General features: G+C 50.7%; 10 protein-coding genes, 14 tRNA genes and 3 rRNA genes. 2 read left to right on the top strand and 25 right to left on the bottom strand.

What is annotated here, in order from left to right; translation table 11 throughout:
• Nucleotides 1-94: 94 nt before the first annotated feature.
• From MHI45_RS23240 to rbsK, 6 genes are all read right to left on the bottom strand, one after another.
• Entirely contained in the window at nt 95-664 is a 570-nt protein-coding gene (locus tag MHI45_RS23240) for a PepSY domain-containing protein (protein ID WP_076110424.1), read from the bottom strand.
• Between the two features lie 106 nt (nt 665-770).
• Complete coding sequence (locus MHI45_RS23235) at nt 771-1,370, bottom strand: PepSY domain-containing protein (protein WP_076110425.1); 600 nt, start codon at nt 1,368-1,370, stop codon at nt 771-773.
• Nucleotides 1,367-2,731: a sensor histidine kinase gene (locus MHI45_RS23230; RefSeq protein WP_076110426.1), complete on the bottom strand. Its 1,365-nt coding sequence runs from the start codon at nt 2,729-2,731 to the stop codon at nt 1,367-1,369. Before MHI45_RS23230 ends, MHI45_RS23235 begins: the two co-directional genes overlap by 4 nt.
• The gene (locus MHI45_RS23225) at nt 2,728-3,420 is read right to left on the bottom strand and encodes a response regulator transcription factor (RefSeq protein WP_340894757.1); all 693 of its coding nucleotides are present in this window, start codon (nt 3,418-3,420) and stop codon (nt 2,728-2,730) included. Before MHI45_RS23225 ends, MHI45_RS23230 begins: the two co-directional genes overlap by 4 nt.
• Before the next feature lie 237 nt (nt 3,421-3,657).
• Nucleotides 3,658-4,422: a type I 3-dehydroquinate dehydratase gene (gene aroD / locus MHI45_RS23220; protein ID WP_341119488.1), complete on the bottom strand. Its 765-nt coding sequence runs from the start codon at nt 4,420-4,422 to the stop codon at nt 3,658-3,660.
• A gap of 43 nt (nt 4,423-4,465) precedes the next feature.
• Nucleotides 4,466-5,383, bottom strand: a complete 918-nt coding sequence (gene rbsK / locus MHI45_RS23215) for a ribokinase (RefSeq protein ID WP_341119834.1) — start codon at nt 5,381-5,383, stop codon at nt 4,466-4,468.
• A 592-nt stretch (nt 5,384-5,975) separates the two neighbouring features.
• Between rbsK and glgP the strand changes: the two genes are divergently transcribed.
• Both glgP and katA read left to right on the top strand, forming a co-directional pair.
• Nucleotides 5,976-7,592 carry an alpha-glucan family phosphorylase gene (glgP, locus tag MHI45_RS23210; RefSeq protein ID WP_076110430.1) on the top strand — a complete coding sequence of 539 codons (1,617 nt, stop codon included), beginning with the start codon at nt 5,976-5,978 and terminating at the stop codon, nt 7,590-7,592.
• Between the two features lie 389 nt (nt 7,593-7,981).
• Nucleotides 7,982-9,439, top strand: coding sequence for a catalase KatA (gene katA, locus MHI45_RS23205; protein WP_076110431.1), 1,458 nt, complete (start codon nt 7,982-7,984; stop codon nt 9,437-9,439).
• A 93-nt stretch (nt 9,440-9,532) separates the two neighbouring features.
• Here the strand turns inward: katA and MHI45_RS23200 are convergent, their stop codons facing one another.
• The 19 genes from MHI45_RS23200 to MHI45_RS23110 all read right to left on the bottom strand — a co-directional run bounded on the left by MHI45_RS23200 (nt 9,533) and on the right by MHI45_RS23110 (nt 17,759).
• Nucleotides 9,533-10,486, bottom strand: a complete 954-nt coding sequence (locus MHI45_RS23200) for a helix-turn-helix transcriptional regulator (RefSeq protein ID WP_076110432.1) — start codon at nt 10,484-10,486, stop codon at nt 9,533-9,535.
• Nucleotides 10,487-10,669: 183 nt separating this feature from the next.
• The gene (locus tag MHI45_RS23195) at nt 10,670-11,197 is read right to left on the bottom strand and encodes a DUF2569 family protein (RefSeq protein WP_076110433.1); all 528 of its coding nucleotides are present in this window, start codon (nt 11,195-11,197) and stop codon (nt 10,670-10,672) included.
• A gap of 206 nt (nt 11,198-11,403) precedes the next feature.
• Nucleotides 11,404-11,474, bottom strand: a tRNA-Gly gene (locus MHI45_RS23190).
• Nucleotides 11,475-11,486: 12 nt separating this feature from the next.
• Nucleotides 11,487-11,560 (bottom strand) — tRNA-Pro (locus tag MHI45_RS23185).
• A 13-nt stretch (nt 11,561-11,573) separates the two neighbouring features.
• A tRNA-Arg gene (locus MHI45_RS23180) sits at nt 11,574-11,650 on the bottom strand.
• Between the two features lie 10 nt (nt 11,651-11,660).
• Nucleotides 11,661-11,735, bottom strand: a tRNA-Gly gene (locus MHI45_RS23175).
• Nucleotides 11,736-11,742: 7 nt separating this feature from the next.
• Nucleotides 11,743-11,826, bottom strand: a tRNA-Leu gene (locus MHI45_RS23170).
• A 14-nt stretch (nt 11,827-11,840) separates the two neighbouring features.
• A tRNA-Lys gene (locus MHI45_RS23165) sits at nt 11,841-11,916 on the bottom strand.
• Nucleotides 11,917-11,925: 9 nt separating this feature from the next.
• Nucleotides 11,926-12,000, bottom strand: a tRNA-Gln gene (locus MHI45_RS23160).
• Between the two features lie 112 nt (nt 12,001-12,112).
• Nucleotides 12,113-12,190: transfer RNA gene (locus MHI45_RS23155), tRNA-Asp, on the bottom strand.
• A gap of 4 nt (nt 12,191-12,194) precedes the next feature.
• Nucleotides 12,195-12,271, bottom strand: a tRNA-Met gene (locus MHI45_RS23150).
• Nucleotides 12,272-12,354: 83 nt separating this feature from the next.
• Nucleotides 12,355-12,430 (bottom strand) — tRNA-Val (locus MHI45_RS23145).
• A gap of 6 nt (nt 12,431-12,436) precedes the next feature.
• Nucleotides 12,437-12,508, bottom strand: a tRNA-Glu gene (locus MHI45_RS23140).
• 18 nt (nt 12,509-12,526) lie between these two features.
• A tRNA-Ser gene (locus MHI45_RS23135) sits at nt 12,527-12,619 on the bottom strand.
• A 4-nt stretch (nt 12,620-12,623) separates the two neighbouring features.
• Nucleotides 12,624-12,699, bottom strand: a tRNA-Asn gene (locus tag MHI45_RS23130).
• A 3-nt stretch (nt 12,700-12,702) separates the two neighbouring features.
• Nucleotides 12,703-12,779 (bottom strand) — tRNA-Ile (locus MHI45_RS23125).
• Between the two features lie 57 nt (nt 12,780-12,836).
• Nucleotides 12,837-12,953: ribosomal RNA gene (rrf, locus tag MHI45_RS23120) — 5S ribosomal RNA — on the bottom strand.
• 78 nt (nt 12,954-13,031) lie between these two features.
• Nucleotides 13,032-15,958 (bottom strand): 23S ribosomal RNA (locus MHI45_RS23115).
• Nucleotides 15,959-16,203: 245 nt separating this feature from the next.
• Nucleotides 16,204-17,759 (bottom strand): 16S ribosomal RNA (locus MHI45_RS23110).
• The 16S, 23S and 5S rRNA genes sit together here with 14 tRNA genes alongside, the layout of an rRNA operon.
• Between the last annotated feature and the right edge of the window lie 192 nt (nt 17,760-17,951).

The raw sequence follows: 17,951 nt of genomic DNA, 5'->3' as shown, positions 1-17,951 counted from the left end.
TGATACAGCAGTTGTATGATATATAAAAGCGGGGCAGCCGATATCCGGCTGCCCCGCTTTTATATAGTGTTAATCCCTCTGCATTTTCATGGATTCAATCATCATCGTCATCAGAATCTACATCCGTATACAGAACCTTCGCAGTATAGGCATCGACTCCCACTTCGGTCGTCACTTTGCCGTTTCTGATCTCCACTTCATATACGAAACTTCCATTGTCCCCATCAAGGTCAATTTCAGTAACTGTACCCTTTGCGGAGGCGGAGGCCGCTTCTGCCGCTTTAGCTGCGCTGATCATCGTTCCGCTTTGTGATGTGACTGCTGCGTAGTTGTCGTCATCGTCATCGTCATCGGTTTCTTTGCGCACGCTTAAGATTTTACCTGTGTAGGCATCAACCCGAACGTCAATTTCCTGGTTGTTATGACGGATCTCAACCTCGTAATACGAACCGCTGATTCTCTCCTTCAGATCAATACTCTCTATTCGGCCCTGCGCTGACTTCAGCGCATACGCCTCCGCCTTGTCCACGCCAATCAGTGTCTTGCTTTGACTTTGTGAAGCGGTCGATCCTGCGGAAGCACCCTGAACCTCGCTGATGCTGTATGCACCCCCGAACAGAATGGCTGCCGCCGCTACACTGCTCCATAATTTCATCTTCATCATTTATTGCCGCCTCCTCATGTTCAATCTGTGCTGCTCATGTATTCAATATACACGGCCCAAATGAGAGAAAGGCGACAGTAACATTAGAAATTGATGAGAATTCTGCTTAAGGATGATCCTCATCCGGTTCTTCCCAAGCTACGGACATAATGTTTCCGGAGATCGCGTCCACCTGGACCACCGCTTCACGCCCATCCGTTGTATTCACTTCCACCAGATAAAAGGCGCCTGATTCGTTAATTTCGGTATCCACATCATCCAGTTCTCCCGGCACCTCCTGCAGCGCCAGCTTAACTGCCTCGTCTTCCGACACTGCACGCGGAGCAGTCGGTGAAGGGGATGGCAGGGCGCTGCCGCCTGCCGGAGGGGCCGAAGAAGGCAATGGTGTGGGCCGGACCTCTGCGGAAGCGGCTGGCTCCAGCAGGACAATGGAAACAATCTCACCTGTTGCCCCATCCAGTTCCAGCTCATAGAGACCCTGGCCGGTTTTTAGCTCCGCTACATAGTTGCCGGATTGCAGGGTCAGGTTCTCTACGCTGCCGGAATACTCTTTCAGCACAGCCTGCTTCGCCTGCTCTTTCGTCAACAGCTGTGCGGATTCATTTGCGAATATTTTAAACGCAGCAATGGACAGAAGCAGCACGGCAGCAATAATAATGACGGCTTTGCATATGAATTTTTTGCTCTCAGGTTTCTTTATTTTCATTGTCTTCCCCTGTTCTCAGCCGCAATTCGGATCATAACCGATGTTCCGGCGCCTTCCACACTCTCCATGGACAGCTTGGCTCCAATGGCTTCGGCAATTTCCGCAGCAAGTGACAACCCCAGCCCTGCCCCTCCGCCCTGGCGGCCTCTTGCCTCATCTACTCTGTAGAAGCGGTCGAACACTCTGGGCAGCTCCCCGCTCGGAATCCCGATGCCCCGGTCAGTAATGACAATGTGGCTCTCCTGCCCGGAGGCTCCAAGCGTGATGGTTATGGCTTCATCGCTGTATTTGCGGGCATTGTCCAAAAATATGAACAGCAGCTGTCGCAGCTTCGCTTCATCGCTGAATCCCCTGACCTCCCCCTGTGCATTGACGGTAACTTCTCTGCCATATGCATTGCGGAAGACTTTGGCCGATGCGGTGGCCAGCTCTTGCAGATCAACAACCTTCATGGACAGATCCCATTGTTCGTGGTGCTTTGCCAGCAGCAGCAGCTGCTCGGTCAGCTCTTTCATCCGAATCGCCTCGGAATGGATGGCTTCAACGGATTCATTGAACAATTCAGGATGGGTAAGTCCCCGCCTTTTGAGCAGGCTGGCGTAGCTTTCAATCACCGTCAGCGGGGTACGCAGCTCATGCGAGGCGTCGGACACGAATTTCTCCTGCTTCAAATAATTACTCTCCAGCAAAGCGATCATATCGTTGAACGTGCGCCCCATTTCAACCAGCTCATCTCTGGATGTGTCTTCCAGCGTTAGTCTGCTGAATTTCCCGCTGTTCTTGATCTCCCGCATCGTAGCTGTCATTTGCACAATGGGACGCATAATCAGCCCGGATAGCACACGGCTGGAGAGCAGCAGCGGAAGCAGTGCAAAGGCGGTTGCCCCCGCCAGTACAACCCGCAGCACGCGGAGCGTATTCATCGTACTCTCCAGGCTTTTGGTCATTTGGACATTCATCACGATCCCGTCTATCCAGATGACCGGAGTCGTCACGAAAGCATAGGAACGGCCATCCACCTTGATAATCTCACTAAGCTTGTCTTTATAATATACCGGCTTCAGCCGGCTGATCTCCTGTTCCGACGCCGAAGTCACGGGCGCCGGTCCACTTCCGTCCGGAGCCAGCAGCCGGAGCATTCCCTCAATCGGCACGTACGCCCGGAGCAACTCCGGGGCAGCTACACCGGTTCCAACTCTTCGCATATCGGCAGCGATTTTGGCAGTCTCGGCAGCGGCCTGATCCAGCTGATTATCTGTCGACAACCGGCTGAACATAAAGTAAATGACGAGGTTCATAATGACAAGGAGTACAGCAAACAGCACGCTGGAATAAAGATAAATTTTGCTCCGCAGCTTCATGGGGAGTCCTTCAGGACATACCCGATGCCCCTGACGGTATGAATAAGCTCGCTCTGATCCCCTTGGGTAAGTTTCTTACGGACATAACGGATATACACATCTACGACATTGGTATCACCGTAATAATCGTACCCCCAAACCGCGGTCACAATCTGCTCTCTATTCAGCACCTGGCGCTTGTTCTTCAGCAAGAACACCAGCAGATCGAACTCCCTCGGGGTGAGGTCAATCGTTCTGCCAGCCCGAACAACTTCACGCGTGGTTTCGTTCAGCTCAAGATCATCCGCTTTTAGCCAGCTGCCTGTCTCCTCAATGTTTCGGGTAGACGCAAGCCGCAGCGCAGCGCGGACACGCGCCAGAAGCTCCTCAATTTGAAAGGGCTTGGTGATATAGTCATTTGCCCCAAGGTCAAGACCGGATACTTTGTCTTCCACCGAGCTTTTGGCAGTCAGCATCAGTACAGGGGTAAGCGCATCATTGACCCGGATACGGCGCAGCAGCTCAATTCCGCTGAACCCGGGAAGCATCACATCAAGCAGAAGGAGGTCCGGCTGCTGTGCCTGATAGATTTCAAGCGCCTGATGGCCGCTGCCCGCAATAAATACGCGATAGCCCTCGCATTCCAGCTCAATCTGCAGCAGCCGGGCGATTTTTTCTTCATCCTCCACGACCAGGATGGATTCCGTCATTGGCAGTTCTCCCTTTCTTCGTTCCGCAAGTGGATGATTTAACTACTTGGCTGCCTTCATTGTAGGGCATAACCGGGCGCTGATTCAAACCCTGCCGCACCTTGAAGATGATTTATAGTGTGAACCATATATATGTTTAACTATTAACTATCCAAAAAAGGTGTTCCCGCCGTTTCAATGGCTTAGAACACCCCATTCTAATTGTTTCTATTGCTGCCGGACAATAAATGAACGGTTCTATAGGCTGTGGTGCAGCAGCTCCAGCACCTTCCGCAGCTCGGCAACCGCCACCTGTCCAGGGGCAGATGGCTTATGGGCCGCGCCGAAGGTAAGCGCAGAGCCGAAGATTTCCCCGGCTAGGCGGCTGATTACGCCCTCTCCAGCCATGGACATCGTAATGATCGGACGGTCCGCATACTGCTCCTGCATCCGGTTTGTCGCAGCCAGCAGTGTCAGCACATCTGCCGCGCTGCATGGCATAACGGCGATCTTCGGCAGATCTCCGCCCAGCTCCTGAGCCTTGCGCAACCGGGACACAATCTCCTCCTCGGGAGGTGTTCCCTGGAAATCATGGTTCGACACAATCACGAACACCCCGCAGTCATGCGCGGCAGCGATTAGCGCCTGCACATCAGCTTCCTCATTGAACAGCTCCACATCAATGATATCGACGAGTCCACTCGCGGCTGCAGCCTTATTCAGCCGGATATAATCCTCCGTGGCAATCTGCCGCTCCCCGCCTTCTCTGGCGCTGCGGAATGTGAAGATCAGCGGAAGGTCCGGAAGAATAGCCTGGATCATTTCCAGTACTTCCGTAACTGCCTCAATATTGTCCACTCCGGCAAAAAAATCGCTCCGCCACTCCACCACATCCGGTGCCAGAGCTTTCAGTGCCTCCGCTTCTTCCTTCAGCTCGGTCAATGTTGCTCGGATCAGCGATACGCAAATCTTGGGCATCCCCTCGCCCAGAGTCACATTCTTAACCGTTACAGTGCCACTCATTTACTTCAGCTCCTCATCTATCCGATCTATATCTATCCCCGGCTTACCGTTCAGCTGCTTCTTTCAGGAACTGCTCGACCTCCGGCAGCTTCGGCAGCGACGGAATTGCCCCTTCTTTGCCTACAGCCAGCGCACCAACTGCATTGGCGAACCTCACCGCTTCTTCCAAGGCCACACTGCGGGTCAGTTGGTAAGCCAGCGCCCCGTTAAAGGAATCGCCTGCCGCAACCGTATCAACCGCCTGTACCGGGAATCCGGCAATATGCTGCGCGTTACCGGATTCATTCACGATCAGTGCCCCCTTGGAACCCAGAGTGACAATGACGTTCCGCACCCCTTTTCCCAGCAAAATACGCGCCGCCTGCTCAGCCGCCTCCGTACTGTTTACTTCAATACCGGACAGGATTCCCGCTTCGGTTTCGTTCGGGGTCAGATATGTCACATGTCTCAGCATTTCCTGGCTAAGCTCTCTGGCCGGAGCCGGATTCAGAATGACCGGAATGCCGTGGCGCTGCGCAATGGAGGCCGCCTGTTCACACATTGGAAGATCCGTCTCCAGCTGCATCACGATCATTTCAGCTTCGCTGATTACATGCTCAAGCGCCTGAATATCTGCTGGGCCAAGTTCAATATTCGCTCCCGGCACAACAATAATCCGGTTCTCCCCTTCTCCATCGACCACAATTGACGCGACGCCGGTAGCCTGCGAGTTACTCTGGGCAATATGCCGGACATCAATATGCTCCTGCCGCATAATCTCCAGCAGTTCACTGCCAAAGGCATCCCGGCCGACACTTCCGATCATCGCTACCTCGGCACCAAGACGCGCTGCGGCTACTGCCTGATTGGCGCCTTTTCCTCCCGGTGACAAGGCGAAGCCTTGTCCAAACAAAGTCTCCCCAGCCTCAGGCGCCCGGCTGGTGCGTACCACCATATCCATATTCAAACTTCCGATCACCACTATACTCAAGCTTTACACCACCATTAGTTATTTTGAACGATCTGGATTTACAACCTATACTTATCTTAAGCCGCTGCGGCCATAATTTATCCGCTTTCGGTACAGGACCTGAATATCCTTCCGGTCGGGAACATGCTGAACTGTCACTCTCACATCCATATAGTCCGCTTCAGCGGCAGCAATCACTTCAAAGGGTAATATTGTCCCTTCCTTATCTTATGGCCTGAGGCCGTCTTTATCAAACTTTTCTGTTTATATAGATTGAACTTGTGGTTTTAGAGTACAGGATCAGTCGCAACTACGGTGACTATTTGGACTTCCGGCCGCTTTCGCTCCTCCAGTTCCAAAATCCCCCTCCGTTGCTCCTTTCCTTTATCTCAAATTCCCAAGTTCAATCTATATAGTATTTTCTTGAATCCTTACGTTTGTTCTTCACAAAAACTTCGTTGTGCTTTTTGACTGCAAGTGTGCTAGAATAGGTGTGCAATCGCTTCCAGGGAAGACCACATCATTTTGAGCAAACGTTTGCACCTTAGTTTGAGCCTACAGCAATACCAGATTATAATCTAATTCGTATTAGGAGGCTTATCAAGTGAACGAGAAACAATTACCGTCAGTCGCTTATTTCAGCATGGAGTATGGCCTGCATTCCGATTTCAAAATGTACGCCGGAGGCCTGGGCATCCTGGCCGGAGATTACATCAAGGGTGCGAAGGATATCAACGCTCCTATCATTCCGATCGGGCTGAAGTGGAAGCAAGGGTACACGGATCAAAAGATTGATGCCCACGGCAATCCGTATGACTCCTATCACAACTATGTTTATGATTTTCTTGAAGATACAGGGGTTAAAGTAACAGTTAAAGTAAGAAAAATCGATGTTGTCTGTAAAGTGTGGAAGACTGAGCAGTTTGGCAACAGCCCGCTGTACCTGCTGGACACTGATATTCCCGAGAACAGCGATGCCTGGATTACAGGCCAACTGTACGGCTGGTTCGGCGAAGAGCGGATCGCTCAGGAAATCGTTCTTGGGATTGGCGGCGTTAAAGCGATGCGTGCACTACAAATTCCGATTGATGTCTATCACTTCAATGAAGGACATGCCGCACTGGCCGCCATCGAGCTGATCCGTGAAAAAATGTCCGGCGGCAGCACCTTTGAGGAAGCCTGGAAAGCTACCCGTGAAGAGGTTGTGTTCACTACTCATACACCCATCAAGGAAGGCAATGAAACGCATCCGCTCGACCGCCTCGAGTATATGGGCGCATTCAATGGCTTAACCCGCGATCAAATGGAACGCATCGGTGGAGATCCTTTCAATATGACTGTAGCCGGTCTAAGGCTGTCGCGCATTTCCAATGCAGTGGCCCAGCTTCACGCTGATACGGCGAACAAGATGTGGAAGGAAGTTGCAGGCAGATCGGAGATCATCGGCATTACCAATGCCATTCATACCCCTACCTGGGTGGACGAACGGATTACCCGCACCTTTGAGGAAAACGGCGACCTTTGGGCCACGCATAAAGAAATTAAAAATGAGCTGATCGGATTCATCGAGGAACGCTCCGGCATCGCCCTGAATGCGGACAATCTGCTCATCGGCTTCTCCCGCCGCGCCGCTCCATACAAACGTAGCGACCTGATTTTCTCCCAGCCGGAAATCATTGAGCCTTACCTGAAGGACGGCAAAATCCAAATCGTCTTCTCCGGCAAAGCCCATCCATTGGATGACAACGGCAAAAAAATCGTCAGCAATCTCGTGGCGATGATGAAAAAATATCCGAAAAGTGTCGTTTTCCTGGAAAACTACGATATGACCATTGGAGCACAGCTGACCCGCGGCTCCGACATCTGGCTCAACAATCCGCGCAGACCGCTGGAAGCCAGCGGCACCTCCGGGATGAAAGCGGCTATGAACGGCGTCCTCAACTGCTCGATACTGGATGGCTGGTGGCCGGAAGCCTGCATTGACGGCGAGAATGGCTGGCAGATTGGCGATGGCTTCGAGACCACCGATTTCGAAGTGCTCGACAAGCATGATAGCGACGCGCTTTACGATACCCTCTTGAACCGCGTGCTCCCTACCTTCTATGACAACCGGGAGAAATGGGTACAAATGATGCGCAAGAGCATCGAGACCACTCGTGTTGAATTCGCGAGCAAACGTATGCTGGATGAATATTACAGCAAAATGTATATCAAAGGCTAAGCTGCGTATTTTTCAGCATCAATCATTAGCTATTCTACTTCTCTGACGCCTTAGCCTATCCTGCCTTTCTACCTGCTCCCGTCCGCTGCTGCGGATGGGAGTTATTTGTATGCGGTCTTCTTTAAGATGATTGCTTTAATGAAGCAGGATGATACTGCGTTTCTCAAATCACACTTCATCCTCCATAGCTGCATTGCATTCTTCTTACTTTTCAACGACATTCATGAATATCCTTTACTACGCCTTTTCTTCCATTATCATGATTCCACCCATTTCAGCATATTGTTAATTAAAATCATTATAAAAAAGAATTGCTTTTCCCGGTTTTTTTGTTATTATAGAACTTATACTAAATCTAATATCAAATCTATTACGAGGTGATTGTATTCATGAGTCAGAGCAATAACAAACTTACAACAAGCTGGGGTGCCCCTGTCGGAGACAACCAGAACTCAATGACCGCAGGCTCCCGTGGACCTACCTTGCTGCAGGATGTTCATCTGCTGGAGAAATTGGCCCACTTTAACAGGGAGCGTGTTCCTGAACGTGTTGTCCACGCCAAAGGAGCCGGTGCTCATGGATATTTTGAAGTCACTCAAGATTTGTCACAATATACCAAGGCAGCATTCCTGGCCGAAGTCGGCAAACGCACGCCAATGTTCATTCGCTTTTCCACCGTTGCCGGAGAGCTGGGCTCTTCCGATACGGTCCGTGATCCACGCGGTTTTGCAGTAAAGTTCTACACAGAAGAAGGAAATTATGATCTCGTCGGCAACAATACACCGGTTTTCTTCATTCGCGATGCGATCAAATTCCCGGATTTCATCCATACCCAGAAACGTCACCCGCAGACTCATTTGAAGAATCCGAATGCTGTTTGGGATTTCTGGTCTCTATCTCCTGAATCCCTGCATCAGGTAACCATTCTTATGTCCGACCGCGGCATCCCGGCTACACTCCGTCATATGCACGGGTTCGGCAGCCACACCTTCAAATGGGTGAATGCCGAAGGCAAGGCTGTCTGGGTGAAATACCATTTCAAAACTGAACAGGGCGTAAGAAATCTTGATGTAAATCTGGCAGCACAAATTGCCGGAGAGAACCCGGATTATCATACAGAGGATTTGTTCAACGCAATTGATAAAGGAGATTTCCCGGCATGGAGATTACATGTGCAGATTATGCCTGTAGAGGATGCCGACACGTACCGTTTCGACCCATTCGATGTGACCAAGGTATGGTCGCAGAAGGATTATCCATTAATTGAGGTTGGCCGTATGGTCCTGGACCGCAATCCGGAGAATTATTTCGCAGAAGTAGAGCAGGCTACCTTCTCTCCTGGTTCTTTTGTTCCGGGCATTGAAGCATCCCCCGACAAAATGCTGCAAGGCCGCCTATTCGCCTATGCCGATGCCCACCGCTACCGGGTAGGTGCGAATCATAACCAATTGCCGATCAACCGGCCTATTGCCGAGGTCAACAACAATCAGCGTGACGGTGCAATGAACTCCGGCAGCAACGGCGGCAGCTCTGTGTATTACGAACCTAACAGCTTCGGCGGAGCAACGGAATCTCCGCAGCATAAATCAGCTCCATACAACGTTTCCGGTCAGGCAGACAGTGTCCCTTATGATCACGATGATCATTATACACAAGCCGGCGACCTCTACCGGCTGCTGAGCGAAGAGGAACGTGCGCGCCTTATCCGCAACATTGTTGGCGCCATGACTCCTGTGGAGTTCGACGAGATTAAAATCCGCCAGATCGGCCACTTTTACAAAGCCGATGCTGAATTCGGTCAGCGTATCGCCGAAGGTCTGGGATTGCCTGTACCTCAAGCTGAATAAAATATATGCAAAACCCCGGACCTTGAGGTTCGGGGTTTCTTGTTGCCCTAAAAATGACAGTGTTTGGATCAGGGATAAAAGGATACTCTACTCCTATTCCCTATAAATACTCATCCAATGCTCCAGCCGGTGCTTTAGCTCCACTCTGGCCGATGTCGGCTCCAGGATTTCCGCATTTGGCCCGTATTGCAATATCCACTTCATGAATTCTTTTTCATTGTTCACAGTCACTTCGAACAGCAGACTGCCATCCGGCTCATCGCTCATCCGTGGATGAACAAACAGTTCCTCTTCCTTAATATAGCGCGCAATCTCCGGCTGGAACCGCACCTTGAACTTTATGTTTTTATTGCCGCGGTCAATGGACCATGTATTTTTCAAATATTTCTTAATATTGAAGTTCCCCTTGTCAAAGCTCGCCTCCATTACCTCCACGTCCAGAAAACGGCTGATTCTGAAGGTTCGGATGGCCTTTTTAAGATGGCAATACCCAATGAGGTAAAAGCGCTGATCACGCGGAATCAAATAGTAGGGATCAATCTCACGTTCCGTTGTCGCATCGCGCGACTGCGAGTGATATACAGCTCGGATCCGCCGCTGCTCCACAATCGCCCCTATAATCGGCTGTAGAAAATTCCGGCTTTCTTTACGATAGGCGGGTGTGCCCATCTGAATGATGTCGGCAATGTTCTCCAGAATCCCATTCTGCCTGGATTTCTCCTTCATATGTGTACCCATTACTTTGTCATAAGCTGTATGGAAACCCGGAGGGATTTTGTCCTCATTGAGTACAGAAGGTAAAAGAGAGAATGCCAACGCTTCCTGCTCGGAAAAATCAAGCGGATAGAGAAAGAACTTGCCAAGAAACTTATAGCCGGTGCCTCTACCCTCGTTCGTAACGGGCGCAAAATGGCTGATGATCTCAAGATCCCTGTAGATCGTTCTAACGTTCACATCACATCTGAAAGCCAAATCTGTTGCCGTAATACCAGGATTAGATTGAATCGCATTAATAATTCTGAAAATTCGTATTACTTTATCTGTCATTTGAGTTGCTCCTTAATACTTCCTGATCATTGAAGCCCGTTATCGTAAATCTAATATATCAGCTTCACAGACCCGTTGGCTGTCACGAAACACACTTCCGGCAGACAAAAAAACACGAAGGAACTATCTTCCAACGTGTTCGTCAAGCTACTATTAATTAGTTTACTTTCCCTTTACGATTAGCTATTGATCAAATGTATTCTCAACTCTTTCAGATAAAGTAAAGTAAGCAGTCCAGATTAGATTTTTTATTACAGAAACGATCGTCACCATAATTAAAGGTTCACCTCTATAATAATTACCCGAATAATAACTTAGCCAACAATTTGCAATCGAAATCAGTGATATTACGATCAGGTATCCTCTAACCCAATGAATGGTCTGTTTCTTCTTAAAATAGAACAGAATTATTATGACGAGCAGCATCACAATGTCAAAAGGATTTTGCAAATATGCAAGCCAATGCGAAAAAACATATTCTGGCGATAACTCCCAGCTTTTCTCTGTTACTTTCATTATTGATGAAAATTCATCCAAAACTAAATCCTTTGAAAATTTAATTATCACTATCATGAATCCCAGCCAAATGCTGATTTGAAAAAAAATGAGCCAGCCCCCAAAACCTTGGTGCCCATACGCTTTATGTATCTCTGTATCGTTTGAAATAGAACTGCCCGATAATGCATCTAAATTGAATTTCGAATCCACCATTCCTTCGTCCCTTCAACTTTATTACTATCCCATGAAAAAATGGGCAATTATAACTTATAATCGGTTTATTGGAACTTATTATGTATAGTATTGTCCCACTCCAACTTTCCTAATTTCACTAGACTGTAGCTGCTGCATGACTCTTGAGCACACAGCACAAAAAAAGCCTTGCATATCGCAGGCTTTTTTTGTGGTTTATTCTGTTAAGCGGGTGATGGGAATCGAACCCACGCTATCAGCTTGGAAGGCTGAAGTTCTACCATTGAACTACACCCGCATAGGTGTACAATCGGGATGACACGATTTGAACATGCGACCCCCTGGTCCCAAACCAGGTGCTCTACCAAGCTGAGCTACATCCCGTTGGTATTAAAAATGGCGCGCCCTGAGAGATTCGAACTCCCGGCCTTTTGATTCGTAGTCAAACGCTCTATCCAGCTGAGCTAAGGGCGCAAAATCTATATGGAGCGGACGACGGGAATCGAACCCGCGACCCTCGCCTTGGCAAGGCGATGCTCTACCGCTGAGCCACGTCCGCAAAAACATGGTGCGCGTGAAGGGACTTGAACCCCCACGTCGTAAAACGCCAGATCCTAAGTCTGGTGCGTCTGCCATTCCGCCACACGCGCACACTTTAAAGAAATGGTGAGCCATGAAGGACTCGAACCTTCGACACCCTGATTAAAAGTCAGGTGCTCTACCAACTGAGCTAATGGCTCTCATGAAAATGGCTGGGGATATAGGATTTGAACCTATGCATGACGGAGTCAAAGTCCGTTGCCTTACCGCTTGGCTAATCCCCAATATTTATAATTAGCTAAAAACACGGAACAGGGCGGATACTCTGCACTTCGTTGCGAGATTGCAAAGTAATTCTTGCGAAGCTTATACTTCTGATCCCTGATGCCATACTAATGGCGGAACCGACGGGATTCGAACCCGCGATCTCCTGCGTGACAGGCAGGCATGTTAGGCCAACTACACCACGGTTCCAAATTGGTTGCGGGGGCAGGATTTGAACCTGCGGCCTTCGGGTTATGAGCCCGACGAGCTACCGGGCTGCTCCACCCCGCGTCAGTAAAAGTTATTGTTCCCTTGCGGTCCCAGAAAAACACCTGGAATCCATTGCGAAGCTTCTGCTTCTTAGGGAAATGTTATGGTGGAGGCTGAGGGGATCGAACCCCCGACCCTCTGCTTGTAAGGCAGATGCTCTCCCAGCTGAGCTAAGCCTCCATGATATGACCCGTATGGGATTCGAACCCATGTTACCTCCGTGAAAGGGAGGTGTCTTAACCCCTTGACCAACGGGCCGTGCTTGTTGAAAATTTGTGGCGGAGAGAGAGGGATTCGAACCCTCGAGACGCTTGTGGCGCCTACACGATTTCCAATCGTGCTCCTTCGGCCAAACTCGGACACCTCTCCATAATGGCTCCCCGAACAGGACTCGAACCTGTGACAACTCGATTAACAGTCGAGTGCTCTACCAACTGAGCTATCAGGGAAAATGGTGGGCCTTAGTGGACTCGAACCACCGACCTCACCCTTATCAGGGGTGCGCTCTAACCAGCTGAGCTAAAGGCCCTTCTACCGTATACAAATATTAAGGGCAAAAAAAATACCACAGTGTGTGTGGTTGTCCGCTTGGCGGCGTCCTACTCTCCCAGGACCCTTCGGTCCAAGTACCATCGGCGCTGGAGGGCTTAACGGTCGTGTTCGGGATGGGTACGCGTGGAACCCCTCCGCTATCGCCACCAAACGGGCATTTACAGCGTAAATGCTTCAGGAACCTTAATTCCTGAAAACTGAATCCGAAACGAATCTGCGTCTTAACTAATTGGATAAGCCCTCGACCGATTAGTATTGGTCAGCTCCATGCATTGCTGCACTTCCACCTCCAACCTATCTACCTCGTCGTCTTCAAGGGGTCTTACTAATTGGGAAATCTCATCTTGAGGGGGGCTTCACGCTTAGATGCTTTCAGCGCTTATCCCGTCCGTACGTAGCTACTCAGCCATGCTCCTGGCGGAACAACTGATGCACCAGCGGTACGTCCATCCCGGTCCTCTCGTACTAAGGACAGCTCCTCTCAAATTTCCTGCGCCCACGACAGATAGGGACCGAACTGTCTCACGACGTTCTGAACCCAGCTCGCGTACCGCTTTAATGGGCGAACAGCCCAACCCTTGGGACCTACTTCAGCCCCAGGATGCGATGAGCCGACATCGAGGTGCCAAACCTCCCCGTCGATGTGGACTCTTGGGGGAGATAAGCCTGTTATCCCCAGGGTAGCTTTTATCCGTTGAGCGATGGCCCTTCCATGCGGTACCACCGGATCACTAAGTCCGACTTTCGTCCCTGCTCGACTTGTTGGTCTCGCAGTCAAGCTCCCTTATGCCTTTGCACTCTTCGAATGATTTCCAACCATTCTGAGGGAACCTTTGAACGCCTCCGTTACTCTTTAGGAGGCGACCGCCCCAGTCAAACTGCCCGCCTGACACGGTCCCCGTACCCGTTTAGGGCACTAGGTTAGAACCTAGATACGATCAGGGTGGTATCCCAACGGCGCCTCCGCAGAAGCTTGCGCTCCTGCCTCTACGGCTCCCACCTATCCTGTACAGATCGTACCCAAATTCAATATCAAGCTGCAGTAAAGCTCCATGGGGTCTTTCCGTCTTGTCGCGGGTAACCTGCATCTTCACAGGTATTAAAATTTCACCGGATCTCTCGTTGAGACAGCGCCCAAGTCGTTACGCCATTCGTGCGGGTCAGAATTTACCTGACAAGGAATTTCGCTACCTTAGGACCGTTATAGTTACGGCCGCCGTTTACTGGGGCTTCGGTTCACAGCTTCGGATTGCTCCTAACCGCTCCCCTTAACCTTCCAGCACCGGGCAGGCGTCAGCCCGTATACTTCGCCTTGCGGCTTCGCACAGACCTGTGTTTTTGCTAAACAGTCGCTTGGGCCTTTTCACTGCGGCCCCCTCGGGCTATTCACCCTACCGAGGCACCCCTTCTCCCGAAGTTACGGGGTCATTTTGCCGAGTTCCTTAACGAGAGTTCTTCCGCGCGCCTTAGAATTCTCTTCTCGCCTACCTGTGTCGGTTTGCGGTACGGGCACCTTCTCCTGACTAGAGGCTTTTCTTGGCAGTGTGAGATCATGACCTTCGCTACTATAATTTTCGCTCCCCATCACAGCCCAGCCTTAATGGTGTGCGGATTTGCCTACACACCAGCCTCACTGCTTAGACGGACATCCATCAGTCCGCGTCACTACCCTCCTGCGTCACCCCATCGCTCATAGCGGATTACGGTGGTACAGTAATTTCAAACTGTTGTCCTTCGACTACGCCTTTCGGCCTCGCCTTAGGTCCCGACTTACCCTGAGCGGACGAGCCTTCCTCAGGAAACCTTGGGCTTTCGGCGGATCAGATTCTCACTGATCTTTTCGTTACTCATACCGGCATTCTCACTTGTATGCTGTCCAGCGCTCCTTACGGTACACCTTCAACCTGCATACAACGCTCCCCTACCCCAGATACATAGTATCTAGCCATAGCTTCGGTGGTGTGTTTAGCCCCGTTACATTTTCGGCGCAGAGTCACTCGACCAGTGAGCTATTACGCACTCTTTCAATGGTGGCTGCTTCTAAGCCAACATCCTGGTTGTCTGTGCAACTCCACATCCTTTCCCACTTAACACACACTTGGGGACCTTAGCTGATGGTCTGGGCTGTTTCCCTTTTGACAATGGATCTTAGCACTCACTGTCTGACTCCCGGCAAGAAGTTAATGGCATTCGGAGTTTGACTGAGCTTGGTAACCCTTGCGGGCCCCGCACCCAATCAGTGCTCTACCTCCACCACTCCATTCACCGAGGCTAGCCCTAAAGCTATTTCGGGGAGAACCAGCTATCTCCGAGTTCGATTGGAATTTCTCCGCTACCCCCACCTCATCCCCGCATTTTTCAACATACGTGGGTTCGGGCCTCCAGTGCGTGTTACCGCACCTTCACCCTGGACAGGGGTAGATCACACGGTTTCGGGTCTACGTCCACATACTTAGTCGCCCTATTCAGACTCGCTTTCGCTGCGGCTCCGGCTTCTCACCTTAACCTTGCATGTTAAACGTAACTCGCCGGTTCATTCTACAAAAGGCACGCCATCACCCATAGATCGGGCTCTGACTTTTTGTAAGCACACGGTTTCAGGTTCTATTTCACTCCCCTTCCGGGGTGCTTTTCACCTTTCCCTCACGGTACTGTTTCACTATCGGTCGCCAGGTAGTATTTAGCCTTAGCAGATGGTCCTGCTGGATTCATACGGGGTTTCACGTGCCCCGCACTACTCGGGATCCGTCTCGGAGAGAACACAGTTTAGGCTACAGGGCTTTTACCTCTATCGCGGGCCTTTCCAGACCTCTTCACCTACCATATTCCTTTGTAACTCCATGTGAGACGTCCCACAACCCCAAGGGGCAAGCCCCTTGGTTTAGGCTGTTCCGCGTTCGCTCGCCGCTACTGACGGAATCACTATTGTTTTCTCTTCCTCAGGGTACTTAGATGTTTCAGTTCCCCTGGTCTGCCTCTATCTCCCCTATGTATTCAGAGAGAAGTAACTGCGAATTACCACAGCTGGGTTTCCCCATTCGGACACCCCCGGATCAAAGCTTGCTTACAGCTCCCCGAGGCAGTTTCGTTGTTCGCCACGTCCTTCGTCGGCTCCTGGCGCCTAGGCATCCTCCGTGTGCTCTTATTAGCTTAACCAATGCGTTTTTCCAGAAGGAAAAACGCTAGCATCGCTATAATTAAAACTTGTTTACACAAGTTTCAGCTAAAAGATGTTCTAAAACGCAAATTCGTTTCGGTATCCAGTTTTCAAGGATCAAGGTGTTACTTGAGAGCTTAAACTCTCAAAACTGACCAACGAGTGAGTAACAGGCCTAAACCTGAGTTTTGGAAGCTAAGCTTCCGATTTGAATGTCACCGTTGCAGGTGACGATTCTCCATAGAAAGGAGGTGATCCAGCCGCACCTTCCGATACGGCTACCTTGTTACGACTTCACCCCAATCATCTACCCCACCTTCGGCGGCTGGCTCCCTTGCGGGTTACCCCACCGACTTCGGGTGTTGTAAACTCTCGTGGTGTGACGGGCGGTGTGTACAAGACCCGGGAACGTATTCACCGCGGCATGCTGATCCGCGATTACTAGCAATTCCGACTTCATGCAGGCGAGTTGCAGCCTGCAATCCGAACTGAGACCGGCTTTGCTGGGATTGGCTCCACCTCGCGGCTTCGCTTCCCGTTGTACCGGCCATTGTAGTACGTGTGTAGCCCAGGTCATAAGGGGCATGATGATTTGACGTCATCCCCACCTTCCTCCGGTTTGTCACCGGCAGTCACTCTAGAGTGCCCAGCACTACCTGCTGGCAACTAAAGTCAAGGGTTGCGCTCGTTGCGGGACTTAACCCAACATCTCACGACACGAGCTGACGACAACCATGCACCACCTGTCTCCTCTGTCCCGAAGGCCGCCACTATCTCTAGTGGATTCAGAGGGATGTCAAGACCTGGTAAGGTTCTTCGCGTTGCTTCGAATTAAACCACATACTCCACTGCTTGTGCGGGTCCCCGTCAATTCCTTTGAGTTTCAGTCTTGCGACCGTACTCCCCAGGCGGAGTGCTTACTGTGTTAACTTCGGCACCAAGGGTATCGAAACCCCTAACACCTAGCACTCATCGTTTACGGCGTGGACTACCAGGGTATCTAATCCTGTTTGCTCCCCACGCTTTCGCGCCTCAGCGTCAGTTACAGCCCAGAAAGTCGCCTTCGCCACTGGTGTTCCTCCACATATCTACGCATTTCACCGCTACACGTGGAATTCCACTTTCCTCTTCTGTACTCAAGCCACCCAGTTTCCAGTGCGACCTCAGGTTGAGCCCAAGGTTTAAACACCAGACTTAAATAGCCGCCTGCGCGCGCTTTACGCCCAATAATTCCGGACAACGCTTGCCCCCTACGTATTACCGCGGCTGCTGGCACGTAGTTAGCCGGGGCTTTCTTCTCAGGTACCGTCACTCCGGTAGCAGTTACTCTACCGGACGTTCTTCCCTGGCAACAGAGCTTTACGATCCGAAAACCTTCATCACTCACGCGGCGTTGCTCCGTCAGGCTTTCGCCCATTGCGGAAGATTCCCTACTGCTGCCTCCCGTAGGAGTCTGGGCCGTGTCTCAGTCCCAGTGTGGCCGTTCACCCTCTCAGGTCGGCTACGCATCGTCGCCTTGGTGAGCCGTTACCCCACCAACTAGCTAATGCGCCGCAGGCCCATCTCTTTGTAGCAGATTGCTCCGCCTTTCATCCTTCGTCCATGTGAACAAAGGAATTATCCGGTATTAGCTACCGTTTCCGGTAGTTATCCCAGTCAAAGAGGTAGGTTGCCTACGTGTTACTCACCCGTCCGCCGCTAAGTTAATCCGGAGCAAGCTCCTTCATAACTCCGCTCGACTTGCATGTATTAGGCACGCCGCCAGCGTTCGTCCTGAGCCAGGATCAAACTCTCCAAATTGGTATTTAGAAAGAGCGATTGCTCAATTTGAAACATCTGACGAGAATTTACATTCTCTAATTTTGGATCTCACTTGCGTGATTTCCATACTCACTCGTTGTTCAGTTTTCAAAGATCAAGCTCGTTGTCAGTGTCGATTATCTCGTCACCAGCAACTCTTATAATATATCACATCCAACCGATCAATGCAAG

The sequence above is a fragment of the Paenibacillus sp. FSL H3-0321 genome (assembly GCF_038002865.1).
In the GTDB taxonomy this organism is placed as follows: Bacteria; Bacillota; Bacilli; order Paenibacillales; family Paenibacillaceae; genus Paenibacillus_AQ.
The sequence above is the reverse complement of the archived record's forward strand: the minus strand, read 5'-3'. Positions and strand labels throughout refer to the sequence as shown.